We start from the raw sequence: 12,830 nt of genomic DNA, 5'->3' as shown, positions 1-12,830 counted from the left end.
ATAAAATTGACTACAAGCCGGTTAAGGTCTTAAATACCGCTCAAAGCCTATAAGAGATTGCCTGGAATGTTGAAGCCCAACACAGTGCTGGTGTTCAGTGATGCTGCTGAACGCTGCCGCGATATTACGACTATCCTCGAATTTCTTGGCGAAGAAGACTGGTTGGCTGGCAGTAAGGCCCGCGATGTGTTGTCAAGTGCCAACGACGCAGACGCGCAGGCGGTCTCGGTGGTCATTGTGCAAGGCGACGATGCCAGCGCCGAAGCCACGATCAAGGCCTTGTGCAAATGGTCTCTCTGCATCCCCGTGTTGTGCATTGGCGACCCTGATTTTACCGGTCTGAATGACGAGCAGCGCGGGCGAATCATTGCCCGCCTGGAGTGGCCATTTGGCTATACCAAATTTATTGATTCGCTTTACCGCGCCCAGGTGTTCCACGATCATTACAGCCGAGCCCGCGAGCGCGGCCAGATGCGTGGGGTGCAGCTGTTCCGCTCACTGGTGGGTACTAGCCGCAAAGTGCAGCAGGTACGCCAGCTGATGGAGCAGGTAGCAGACAAAGAAGTCAGTGTGTTGGTGACGGGCGAGTCCGGTACCGGCAAAGAAGTGGTCGCACGTAATCTGCATTACCATTCAAGCCGCCGCGACAAACCCTTTGTACCGGTAAACTGCGGCGCCATTCCTGCGGAACTGCTGGAGAGCGAGCTGTTTGGCCATGAAAAAGGCGCGTTCACCGGCGCGATAACCGCTCGTGTGGGCCGTTTTGAGTTGGCCGAGGGCGGCACCCTGTTTCTGGACGAAATAGGCGACATGCCGTTGAATATGCAGGTGAAGATTTTGCGGGTTTTGCAAGAGCGTACGTTCGAGCGGGTCGGGAGCAACCACACTAAATTTGCCAACGTGCGTATCATTGCCGCCACCCACAAACACCTGGAAGATATGATTCAAAGTGGGAGCTTCCGCGAAGATCTGTACTACCGGCTGAATGTGTTTCCCATTGAGATGCCGGCGTTGCGGGATCGGGTTGAGGACATTCCGCTGCTGATCAACGAACTGGTGGCGCGCATGGAAAAAGAAAAACGCGGATCGCTGCGGCTGAATTCCGCTGCCATTCTAAATTTGTGTCGTCACGACTGGCCCGGCAACGTGCGTGAGCTGGCCAACCTGGTAGAGCGTCTGGCAATCATGAACCCGTTTGGGGTGATTGGTGTGCAGGAACTGCCGAAAAAATTCCGCTACGTTGACGACCATGACGAAGATCACGCCGATATTGATGAACCTGACCTGCCATCTTTCTCGTCTGGTCTGGTTGGGTTAGATTCACCTGCGTTATTGCCAGCCAATGGGCTCGATTTGAAAGATTATTTGGGTAACCTGGAGCGTGAACTGATCCAGCAGGCGCTTGACGAAGCCGGCGGCGTAGTGGCCCGGGCTGCGGAAAAATTGCGTATTCGCCGCACCACCTTGGTGGAAAAAGTCCGCAAGTATGGTCTTCGTGAGGAGGTGGGCGAAGCCTGAGGGCGTTATTCCCCAGAGGTTCGATCAGCCAGCTGAAAACACCAATGCAGAAATCCTAAAACGGCGTCAACGGTTTGTAACCGCTGGCGCTTTTGTCTTTTTAAAGTGACGGAAACCCGTCATCTGCCTTTTTCGGAAAATCCTTTCCTATTGAAAAACCTAAAAAATATTGAGTTGGCATGAAGCTGGCTTGGTGAATCTTAACGAATCACCAGTGACCGGTCTGCGCAGTGGCAATATCGGTCACCTTGGGTAAGGGAAAGGGTTATGAATCACGCACAATTTGCAATCGGGCAGACCAATGCACCGGCTAACGCCGCTGCCGATGTGAATGGCAAGGTAACGGCGCTGTTCCCGCAGCAAAGCGATGACGCGGTAGACTCCGCTTTGGACATGTTCAACCGCATGTCGCGCCAGATTACCGATTCTTACCGCACTCTGGAATCTCGCGTTAACCAGCTTTCCGGCGAACTATCGGAAGAGAGTCTGCAGCGTCAGCAAGAGCTGGAGAAAAAAGAACAACTTGCCGACCAGCTCACCACGTTGTTGAAGGCCTTGCCAGCCGGCGTGGTGGTGCTAGACAGCCAGGGTGTGGTTACCCAAACCAACCCTGCGGCCGTTGGCCTTTTGGGTGAGCCGCTGGATGGCGAACACTGGATTGATGTGATTCAGCGTTGCTTTGCGCCGCGCCAAGATGACGGTCACGAAATTTCACTGAAAGACGGGCGCCGGGTCAGTATTGAAATTCGCACCATGGAAAATCAGCCCGGCCAGTTAATTTTGCTGACGGATATGACCGAAACCCGACAGTTGCAGTCTCAGCTGGCCCATGCCCAGCGCTTATCCGCGATGGGCAAGATGGTAGCGTCATTGGCCCATCAGATTCGCACGCCGCTGTCGGCGGCGATTCTGTACGGCGGTCACCTGACCGAAGCCGATCTGGATGAAGAAATGCGCCAGCGCTGTGCCAATAGACTTATGTCGCGCCTGTCGCATCTGGAACAGCAGGTGCGCGACATGTTGATTTTTGCCCGCGGTGAAACCCGTTTGGCGGAAGAGCTGTCGGTAATCACTCTGGCGGTTGCACTGAAGTCGGCGGTAGACGCCATTGCCGAGCGCAGTGGTGCTGAGCTAATTCTCGACGCCCGGGGGGCTGAGGGCCACCTGTTGTGTAACCGTGATGCCCTGGTGGGTGCCTGTACCAATTTGGTCAACAACAGTATTGAAGCAGGGGCCACCAGCGTGCGCCTGGACCTCAGCGGTTGTGATCATGAGTTGGCCATCGAGGTAAGCGATAACGGCCCGGGGTTTGATCCGGCTATGGCTCCGCGATTGCAAGAAGCTTTCTACACCACAAAATCCCAGGGCACCGGCCTTGGCCTAGCGGTCGTACTTGCGGTGGTGAACGCACACCAGGGTCGCTTTGCGATCAACTCAAACGGCCAAGGTGGGGCTCAGGCCATGATTTGCCTGCCACTGTTAAATCGCACTAATTAATAGCAGCACTTGATTAACTCTGGCGGGCCGCACCGGCACGTACCATCGAACACGCAGTGGAGAACAGCACCATGACCAAGCCCCGGATTCTGATTGTTGAGGACGACCGTGACCTGCGCGAAGCCTTGGTGACAACCCTGGAGCTGGCCAAATTCCGCGTTCACGAGGCGGCAGACGGCCACGAAGCCTTGCGGCAGCTGTCCCAGGTGCCGGTTGATATGGTGGTTAGCGACGTTAATATGCCAGGATTGTCTGGCCACGAATTGCTGGCTGAAGTACAACGCCTGTACCCGGGCCTGCCGATGATGCTGATGACTGCTTACGGCCAGATCAGCCACGCAGTGTCTGCTATGCAGGCCGGTGCCATTGATTATTTGGTAAAGCCGTTCGAAGGCCATACCCTAGTCGACGCGGTCAGCAAAATTACCGGTCACAAGCGCCAGGCTGACAGCGATCGGCCGGTGGCGGAAGACCCGATCAGCAAACGCATGTTTCAGCTGGCAGCCAAAGTCGCCAACAGCGACTCAACGGTCATGATTTCAGGTGAAAGCGGCACCGGAAAGGAGGTGCTTGCGCGCTACATTCACCAGCATTCTCCCCGCGCCAACAAACCGTTTATTGCCATCAACTGCGCGGCTATTCCGGAAAACATGCTCGAAGCCATGCTCTTTGGTCATGAAAAAGGCGCCTTCACCGGTGCCATCGCGTCATCACCGGGCAAGTTCGAACAAGCCAACGGCGGCACGATTTTGCTGGATGAAGTGTCGGAAATGGACCCAGGCTTGCAATCCAAATTGCTGCGAGTGCTGCAGGAGCGGGAAGTAGAGCGAGTAGGCGGGCGCAAAACCATTGTGCTAGATGTGCGGGTGATTGCCACCACCAACCGGGATCTGGCCGAGCACGTGCGCGAAAGCCGTTTTCGTGAAGACCTTTATTATCGCCTGACGGTGTTCCCCATGCATTGGCAACCGTTGCGCGAGCGGCCGCTAGACATTCTTCCTCTGGCTAATGCGGTGTTGAAAAATCACAGCCGTAAATTGAAACTCAATGGCGTTAGTTTTGCTGCTGATGCCCGCGAGGCAATGCTGGCTCACCCCTGGCCGGGTAATGTACGCGAATTGGATAACGCCATACAAAGAGCGCTGGTGTTGCACCAGAGCAATGTGATTCATGTTGACGACCTGTGCCTGGACTTAGGCATCAGCGCGCGCCCGGCGGCACCCGTTGCCCCAATAGCGCCCATGGTATCAGCGACCGCAATAGTAGATGCAGAATCAACTACCGCTGATTCGCACTCAGTTGAGCTGGTTTCGCAGCCGGCAGTGCTCGACGCAGTTGGCACAGCGGGAGCCATGGCAAACCAGCAAGGTTCCCTGGGGACACTTGAAGGCGATCTGCGCCAGCAGGAGTTCCGACTTATTATTCAAACTCTGCGCCAGGAGCGTGGTCGCCGTAACCGCGCCGCCGAGCAGTTGGGTATTAGCCCCCGCACCTTGCGCTACAAGCTGGCGCAGATCCGTGAAGCAGGTATTGACCTGGACGCGGAAATGGCCTTGGCCTGATTTAAGGGCCGCCGGTTCCCCTAATCGCTTTTTTACGCAGCACTTCTTTTTATTCGGCACTCCTTCCTGGCACCCTTTTGGGTGCCTTTTTTGTTCGGCCGCCGGTTCCCCGATTCCTGTCAAAACTTCGACGCTTATCCGTTTCAACCTTTTGAAGACGAGGTTTTAGCGCGTTAAAGAAAATGTATATAACTGATTAAAAACACTTTTAAAAAGTTGGTCTGGGCTTTGCTGATTCTTCGGTAACGAGACAAATCACCCAGTTTCATATGGGTAGCCCGGGAGAAAGTTATGGTTCAGCGTGCCGATATCAACAGTGTTCTTGCCGACATCCGCAACCTGCGTTCGCAAATGACGCAGAACCAGCAGGTAGAGCAGAATCAATCTGTGCGCGGCCGTATTGATGGCCCGCGCCAGGTAGGCGAAACCGACGGAACGGCAAGTTTCAGCTCCATGCTAGGGCAGGCTGTGGGCAATGTGGCGGACGCGCAGAAAACCGCGGGTGATCTGCGCACAGCCTACGACATGGGCGAGCCCAACGTGGACATTACCCGGGTAATGATTGCCGCGCAGAAATCATCAGTGTCGTTTGAGGCGCTGACCCAGGTCCGTAACCGGGTAGTCAAAGCTTACGAAGACATCATGAACATGCCGGTATAACCGGCGCGCTTTATTTTAGAGCGTTTCAGAAAGTTTCAGAATTTTGATAGTCCATCGGGTCAAGGTTTAACCGGAGAGCAGCATCATGGCCAGCGTGCCTGCACAGACCACACAATCGAATTTGCCGGCGACCTCCGCAGCAGACAGCACAGGCGAAGGTCGCAGCCGCGCCTTTATGGGTTTCAACAGGCTGGATCTGCTGCGTCAGATAGGCCTGATGGTGGGCTTGGCGGCCAGCGTTGCGTTGGGCGTGGCGGTGGTGCTGTGGGCCCAAGAGCCTAACTATCAGCCGGTGCTGGGTGACTTGTCATCGTACAACCCGCAAGACGTGACCAGAATTCTGGACACCAACGGAATCGATTATAAGATGGACCCGCGCACCGGTGCACTTCTGGTGGTAGCTGATCAGGTTTACAACGCACGCCTGAGGCTGGCGGCGGAGGGCGTTACTGATCAAAAAACTCTGGGTTTCGAATTGCTGGACCAGGATCGTGGTTTGGGTACCTCCCAATATATGGAAACCATCAGCTATCGCCGCGGTTTGGAAGGCGAATTGGCGCGTACCATCGCCAGTATGCGCGGCATTCGCAGTGCCCGGGTACATCTGGCCATTCCGGAGCGCTCGGTGTTCATCCGCGATGCCCGCGAGCCTTCAGCCTCGGTGTTTCTGGAAGTGTTTGCCGGGCGCCGCCCGGAGCAGGAGCACATTGCCGCCATTGTTAATCTGGTGGCGGGCAGCGTGCCGATGATGACCAAGTCCGGTGTGACCGTGGTTGATCAGAATGGCAATCTGCTGACAGGCAGCGACGCTAAAACCGACACCGATCGCATGTCCGACCAATACGACTTCACCGACAGGGTGGAGGAGCGCCTGAGCCACCGGGTGTCGTCGCTGATTTCGCCGATTGTGGGCGAAGGCCGCTATCGCACCGAAGTGTCCGCAGATCTTGATTTCTCTTCGGTGGAGCAAGCTGAAGAATTGTTCAACCCGGAACAACAGGCGGTGCGCAGCGAGCGCAAGTTAACCGAAAGCCGCGGCGCTGGCGGCGCACCCATTGGCATTCCCGGAGCCCTGTCGAATCAGCCCCCTGCTAACGCCACCGTGCCACAACAGGCCAATGCCGCCGGTGCCGAGCCTGCACCAGCGCCGGTAGATGTGCGCAGCGAATCCACCCGCAATTACGAGATAGACCGCACCGTTAGCTACGTTCGCCAGGAATTGGGCCGGATCAAGCGTCTGACCGTCGCCCTGGCGGTGGATGACATGAAGGTAGTCAATGCCGACACCGGCGCGGTCACCTACGAGCCCTGGCCGGAACAGGAATTACAGCGCCTGAGCATGCTGGTTCGCGACGCAGTGGGCTACTCTGCGGCCCGCGGCGACAGCGTTACAGTGATGAATACCGCGTTTGCTCCGGAACAGGTCGTGGCCTACGACGCCCCCGGTTTTTGGACTCAACCCTGGTTTTGGGACCTGATGAAGCAGGTTCTGGCCGGTCTGGTGGTATTGGTGCTGGTATTGGGTCTGCTGCGGCCCACCCTGAAAAATCTGTCGAACGGCAATAAAGGCCTGGCTGGCGGCGATAATGAAGGTTACGGCGATCTGGACGGCATCGAAGGTGGCGATTCCCTGCGCCAAGCCATGGCCAATCAGGACGACCTGCTTTTACCCGGTAGCACAGGGGGCTATGATAGGCAGCTGAACGCCCTAAAAGGGCTGATTGCCGAAGATCCGGCACGGGTTGCACAGGTAATGCGACAATGGGTGAATGTTGATGACTGATCAGGCAAACCAGAGCGTCGGCAGCGCGCCGGCGAAACCCGCACGCAAAATTTCGAGGGTAGAGCAGGCGGCCATTCTGTTGATGTCGCTGGGCGAAGGCGACGCCGCGGAAGTGCTAAAGCACATGGGCCCGAAGGAAGTGCAGAAGGTTGGCGTGGCCATGGCACAAATGCGCGATATCAGCAAAGACGACGTCAGCGGCGTACTCAACAACTTTATCGACGCCGTGGGCGGCCAGACCGGACTGGGCGTGGGCAACGACGATTACATTCGTGCCATGCTGACCCAGGCCCTGGGTAACGACAAAGCCGCCAGCCTGATTGACCGTATTCTGATTGGTGGCAATACCACCGGGTTAGACACTCTGAAGTGGATGGAGCCCCGCGCGGTGGGCGATATCATCCGGTACGAACACCCGCAAATTCAGGCCATCGTTATTTCCTATCTCGACCCGGACCAGTCTGCCGAAATTTTGGCCGCTCTGGACCCGAAAGTGCGATTAGATGTGATGATGCGCGTTGCGACTCTGGAAACCATACAGCCCCAGGCGTTGCAGGAGCTGAACGACATTCTGGAAAAACAGTTCTCTGGCAGCTCCTCGACGCAAACCAGCCGGATTGGCGGCATAAAGCGCGCCGCTGACATCATGAACTTTATGGACCGCAGCATCGAATCCAGTCTGCTGGAATCCATCAAGGAAACCGACCCGGATCTGGCAACCACCATTGAAGACCTGATGTTTGTATTCGACAATCTGAAGGACGTGGACGACCGTGGCATTCAGGCCTTGCTGCGTGAAGTGTCGTCTGAAGTGCTGGTGATTGCGCTCAAGGGCGCCGATGACGATGTCAAAGACAAAATTTTCAAGAATATGTCCAAGCGTGCCGCTGAACTCTTGCAGGACGATCTGGAAACCAAGGGCCCTGTTAAAGTAAGTGATGTAGAAAGCGCACAAAAAGACATCATAAGCATCGCCCGCCGCATGGCCGAAGCCGGTGAAATCACCCTCGGTGGCGGCGGCGAAGAAATGATGTAATGGCCGACTCCCGCAACGACCGCAGCCGCATCCCGAAAGAACAGCTCACCGCTTACGAGCGTTGGGAGTTGCCCCTGCTTGACGCCCGTGGCAACGAAGTTCCCCGCGAAGAAGAGCGTGATATCAAACCGCTGACCGCCGCGGAGCTTCAGGATATTCACCAACAGGCGGAAGCGGAAGGCCACGGTGCCGGGCTTGAAAAAGGTCATCAGGAAGGTTTTGCCAAAGGCCGCGAAGAAGGTTTTGCTCAAGGCGTGAAGGCTGGCACTGTCGAAGGCCGCGAGAAAGGCGAGCGCGCGGGGCGCGAACACAGCCAGCAGCAGATGCAGGCGTTGGAAAAGCGCCTGGACTCAGTGATGGAATCACTGGTATTACCCATTCGCCAGCAGCAAAACGACCTGGAAGAGGCGTTGGTTCAGCTTGCGACGGCGGTGGCCAAAGCGGTTGTCCAGCGCGAGCTATCCCAGGACTCCAGCCATATTCTGCAGGTTGTTCTCCAAGCTATGGCGGCACTGCCATCCACCACTGAAACCGTGCGCATCAGCGCCAATCCCCAGGATATTGAGCCGCTGCAAGCGTCTTTGGCGCGGCTTGATGCGTCCACGAAGCTGGTGGAAGACACCGCCGTCAGCCCCGGCGGTTGCCGCGTGGAAACCCGCTACTCGCTGGTGGATTTCACCGTTGAAAAACGTTTTCAACAGGTGGTTCACGCCTTGGTAAACGATGCCAGCACAAACGAATCCCAGGAGCCCGGCGATGACAGCTCCGCCCTCTGATGCCCTATCTGACCGCTCACCTGGTAGCTTGTCTGGCACCCTTGCCGAACGCCTGAACCGGCGTAGCCGCAACGTACAGGCACAACAAACACCGGAACTGGCTGGCCGCCTGACCCGCATGGTCGGGCTTACGCTGGAATGCGTGGGCGTGCCTATGGTGGTGGGCGACCGCTGCGTTATTCAGAGCCAAGGCAGTGGCGTGGTCGAAGCCGAAGTGGTCGGCTTTGAAGATGAAAAAGTGTATTTGATGCCACTGACCGCCATTGAAGGCCTTCGCCCTGGCGCATTGGTGGTGCCCTTGTCTACAACCAGTCGGGTGCCGGTGGGCAATCAACTGCTGGGGCGAGTGGTTGACGGCAGTGGCGAGCCGCTGGACGGAAAAGGCCCGCTGCACGCTGAAGCCCGCGTGTCGCTCAGCGGCGACATCATCAACCCGTTGAACCGAGCGCCGGTGCGCCAACCTATGGACGTGGGCATTCGTGCCATAAACGCGCTGCTTACCGTGGGGCAGGGCCAGCGCCTTGGCCTGTTCGCTGGCAGCGGCGTGGGCAAAAGTGTGCTGCTAGGCATGATGACCCGATTTACCAACGCCGACGTCACCGTGGTCGGGCTGATTGGCGAGCGCGGCCGCGAAGTGAAAGAATTCATTGAAGACATTCTGGGTGAAGAAGGCTTGGCCCGTTCCGTGGTGGTGGCTTCACCCGCCGACGATTCACCTCTGATGCGTCTGCGCGCGGCTATGCTGACTACGCGCATTGCCGAATTTTACCGCGATCAGGGCAAGCGTGTGCTGCTGCTGATGGATTCGTTGACCCGCTATGCCCAGGCCCAGCGTGAAATTGCCCTGGCGGTGGGTGAGCCACCGGCCACCAAGGGCTACCCGCCATCGGTATTTGCCAAATTGCCACAGTTGGTGGAGCGCACCGGCAACGGTCGCCCCGGCGGCGGGTCCATTACGGCCTTTTACACGGTGTTGACGGAAGGCGACGATCAGCAAGACCCGATTGCCGATGCCGCCCGCGCCATTCTGGACGGCCATATTGTGTTGTCGCGGCGGCTGGCGGAAGAAGGCCATTACCCGGCTATCGATGTTGAAGCGTCCATCAGCCGGGTTATGCCCCAGGTGACCGATCCTGAACACTTCGCCCGGGCGCAGCGGTTTAAACAGGTGTACTCGCGCTACCAGCAGGCGCGGGATTTGATCAGCGTAGGCGCTTATGTCAAAGGCAGCGACCCGGAAACCGACTTTGCCGTTGCGCACATTGCCAATATGCGGCAGTTCCTGAAGCAGGGACTCAGTGAAAAAACCTCGCTGACCGACAGCGTTGAGCAACTGCTTGCCGTGGTGCCGGAGCGGCGTTCGCCCGAACGCATGCAGGTGGCTGCGCCAAATCCGACTGCCGCCGGGAGTAATCCGTAATGCAGCGTTCGCAACGCCTTGGCGTGGTGCTGGCGGTGGAGCAACGCAAAGAGAAACAGGCGCTGGAACGCATGGGCGAGGCTCGCACCCTGATGGCTCAGCGGGAACAGCAAATTCAGGAACTTCAGCGCTATCATCAGGAATATCGCCAGCAAATCCGTGACGGCCAGCAGGGCGTGATTGCGGTTAGCCGGTTGCAAGCCTGGCAGGCGTTTATGGGTCAGCTTGACCAGTTAATCGGGCAGCAGCAGGTTCAGCTTGAACAGGCAAATCAGGTGTTTGAAGTTCGTCGCAACGAATGGTTGAAAGCCTGGGAAAAACGCCGTGGCATGGAGAATTTCATCACAACCTGTCGCCAGCAGGAGCAACGTGAGCAAGATTCCCGCGAACAGAAGCAGGCCGACGAAGTCGCTGGCCGGGCGTTTCTGCGCCGACCCCGCTGACGCGCTCTGGCATCGATCTTGCTACACCTCTTTTAGCTTTGTTACTTATGCGGAATAACGGCCATTGAACGCCGTTTTCCGGTTTTTGGATTACTTTCAAGCTACTTTCAAGCTACTTTCAAACTACTTTTAAGCTACTTTCAAACTACTACGCGGCCACACGCGGCAAGAGGTTGCCATGTCCCAAATGCTTCTCCCCCAAGGCTCTGCCAGCGCAATCAGCGAACAGGCGGCCAGTCGCTCGGCAAAAAGTCGTGACGGCGGTTACGCCGACAGTGGCAACGGCGGCAACAGCCGTTATCAAGACGTGTCCCGTGAACACACGCAAACCCTGGTACGTCAGGATCAGGCTAAAAACCGGTCTGCCGCTCAGCAAGCGGTTGCGAAAGACTCAAAAGCCGACGCCCAGAAAGCCAATGCAGCGGATAAAAACGCTGCTGCCCCCCGGGCAGCGGATACCGCCAAAAAACCTGCCGATGCTGACCGTAGCCGCCAAGCCGAAGCGGATGACGTTGGCAAGGTCAATGAACCCCGCAGCGACAACATCGAGCCCGGGGCTATAACCAACCCGCAGAACAACGCTGCCGAAAATACCGACACCGAAGACCTGCCCGACCCGGAACCGGTGGCACTCACCTTTATGGAATTGCAGGCCATGCTGGCACCGGTGGCGCCGGCCCCCGGTGCCGCTGGCAGCGCGGTGGTTATGAATAGCGCCGCCGGCGTTGCCTTGGCCAGTGCCGGCGCCATGCCGGCCGCAGGCATTCCAGGGCAATCACTGAATCCGCTGGCGGCGCCTGGCGTTATAGAGGCCGGCACAGAGGGTGCAGCGACCGGCTTGAGTGCCAGCCAAGCTGCGGGCCTGGCCCTCACCGACACATTGCGCAACGGGGAAAGCCTGCGCCCGGTAGACGGCGCCAATTTGGTGGCCGACAGCCGTCTGCAAGGCAGCGCCGACAGTCTGTTGCAGCAGCCCAACAGTGCCGCCCGGGTGCAGACCGATCCCGCGCTGGCTCTGCGCGGTTACACAACGTCTGTAGACGTGCCGGTGGGCCAGGCCGATTGGGGCGACAAAGTAATGGGTAAACTCACTTGGCTTACCGCACGCAACATGTCGATGGCTGAAATTCATCTGTCCCCGGCAGACCTGGGCCCGATGGAAGTAAAGGTGCGTATGCACAACGATCAGGCCAGCATAACGGTGCACGCGGCCAACCCGATGGTACGCGATCAGTTAGAGCAGCATTCCCACCGTTTGCGTGACATGCTGAGTGAGCAGGGCGTTTCGCTGGAGCGATTTGATGTGTCTGACCAGCCCCGCCAGCAATCCGGTGAACAAGGCAATGCGGAGGCCGGCAGTAACGGTGGCCAAGGCCGCCGCGGTGGCGATGGCCTGGCGTCTGAACTGGGTGGTCAGGATGTTATTTTAGCAGGCGGGCAGCTGGATTTGAGCTGGCGTGGTGAGGTTGACGTGTTTGCCTAGGCAAACTGTTTTGCCCAAGGCTGAGCTGAACGGTAAACTGCGCGCAACGGCTTATTTGGGCTTCACAGGATCGATTACTTATGGCAGAGAACACCAGCGCTGATGAACCCGTAGCGAAAAAAAGCAAACTCAAGCTCTTTGTGTTGCTGGGCTTTTTGATTTTGTTGGCTATTGGTTTGGCTGTTGCCGGTGCGCTCTGGTTTATGAATGGCAGCCTGCCCGGCATGGGCGGTGACGAAACCGTTGAAGAACAGGCCAAAGAACCGGAATATCTACCCAGCGTTTATCTGGAGCTGGAAAACCCCTTGCTGGCCACCGTGCAAGCTGAAGGCCGCCAGCGTTACGCCCAGGTGTATGTGTCACTGGAAGCGGAAAGCCAGGCGGTGCTTGATGCCGCCAAAGTGCATTTGCCATTGCTGCGCAGCCAGCTGATTCAGCTAATGGGAAATCGCAGCTTTGACAGCTTGCGCGCTTCGGAAGGCCGCCAGGAGCTGGCACAGGCGATGACTGACAAGGTCAATGAGCTATTGGCCAACGAGAACGTAGCCGCTATTCGCCAGGTGTTGTTCAGCAACTTTGTTGTTCAGTAATTTTGTGGTTCAGTAAGGTGGACGTTTGATATAGCCGCCATGCGGCTGGAATCTTCACGGCG

General features: G+C 57.4%; 11 protein-coding genes. All 11 read left to right on the top strand.

What is annotated here, in order from left to right; all coding sequences use genetic code 11:
• The first annotated feature begins 66 nt into the window (after positions 1-66).
• The 11 genes from MIH18_RS06605 (at position 67) to MIH18_RS06555 (ending at position 12,768) form a co-directional block, all read left to right on the top strand.
• On the top strand, positions 67-1,518 hold the full coding sequence (locus MIH18_RS06605) for a sigma-54 dependent transcriptional regulator (protein ID WP_249008010.1): 1,452 nt from the start codon (positions 67-69) through the stop codon (positions 1,516-1,518).
• 267 nt (positions 1,519-1,785) lie between these two features.
• Positions 1,786-3,015, top strand: coding sequence for an ATP-binding protein (locus MIH18_RS06600; RefSeq protein WP_249008011.1), 1,230 nt, complete (start codon positions 1,786-1,788; stop codon positions 3,013-3,015).
• Positions 3,016-3,086: 71 nt separating this feature from the next.
• The gene (locus tag MIH18_RS06595) at positions 3,087-4,577 is read left to right on the top strand and encodes a sigma-54 dependent transcriptional regulator (RefSeq protein WP_249008012.1); all 1,491 of its coding nucleotides are present in this window, start codon (positions 3,087-3,089) and stop codon (positions 4,575-4,577) included.
• 291 nt (positions 4,578-4,868) lie between these two features.
• The gene (gene fliE / locus MIH18_RS06590; protein ID WP_249008013.1) at positions 4,869-5,237 is read left to right on the top strand and encodes a flagellar hook-basal body complex protein FliE; all 369 of its coding nucleotides are present in this window, start codon (positions 4,869-4,871) and stop codon (positions 5,235-5,237) included.
• An 85-nt stretch (positions 5,238-5,322) separates the two neighbouring features.
• The gene (gene fliF, locus MIH18_RS06585) at positions 5,323-7,020 is read left to right on the top strand and encodes a flagellar basal-body MS-ring/collar protein FliF (protein WP_249008014.1); all 1,698 of its coding nucleotides are present in this window, start codon (positions 5,323-5,325) and stop codon (positions 7,018-7,020) included.
• On the top strand, positions 7,013-8,056 hold the full coding sequence (gene fliG, locus MIH18_RS06580; protein ID WP_249008015.1) for a flagellar motor switch protein FliG: 1,044 nt from the start codon (positions 7,013-7,015) through the stop codon (positions 8,054-8,056). Before fliF ends, fliG begins: the two co-directional genes overlap by 8 nt.
• Positions 8,056-8,832, top strand: a complete 777-nt coding sequence (locus MIH18_RS06575) for a flagellar assembly protein FliH (RefSeq protein WP_249008016.1) — start codon at positions 8,056-8,058, stop codon at positions 8,830-8,832. Before fliG ends, MIH18_RS06575 begins: the two co-directional genes overlap by 1 nt.
• On the top strand, positions 8,813-10,252 hold the full coding sequence (gene fliI / locus MIH18_RS06570) for a flagellar protein export ATPase FliI (RefSeq protein WP_249008017.1): 1,440 nt from the start codon (positions 8,813-8,815) through the stop codon (positions 10,250-10,252). The genes MIH18_RS06575 and fliI overlap by 20 nt, the downstream gene beginning before the upstream one ends.
• Positions 10,252-10,695 carry a flagellar export protein FliJ gene (gene fliJ, locus MIH18_RS06565; protein ID WP_249008018.1) on the top strand — a complete coding sequence of 148 codons (444 nt, stop codon included), beginning with the start codon at positions 10,252-10,254 and terminating at the stop codon, positions 10,693-10,695. Before fliI ends, fliJ begins: the two co-directional genes overlap by 1 nt.
• A gap of 178 nt (positions 10,696-10,873) precedes the next feature.
• Positions 10,874-12,178, top strand: a complete 1,305-nt coding sequence (locus MIH18_RS06560; protein ID WP_249008019.1) for a flagellar hook-length control protein FliK — start codon at positions 10,874-10,876, stop codon at positions 12,176-12,178.
• Between the two features lie 80 nt (positions 12,179-12,258).
• Complete coding sequence (locus tag MIH18_RS06555; RefSeq protein ID WP_249008020.1) at positions 12,259-12,768, top strand: flagellar basal body-associated FliL family protein; 510 nt, start codon at positions 12,259-12,261, stop codon at positions 12,766-12,768.
• The last annotated feature ends 62 nt before the right edge of the window (positions 12,769-12,830 follow it).

This window comes from Marinobacter sp. M3C (genome assembly GCF_023311895.1).
Lineage (GTDB): Bacteria > Pseudomonadota > Gammaproteobacteria > Pseudomonadales > Oleiphilaceae > Marinobacter.
This window is presented reverse-complemented; position numbering and strand designations above follow the sequence as displayed.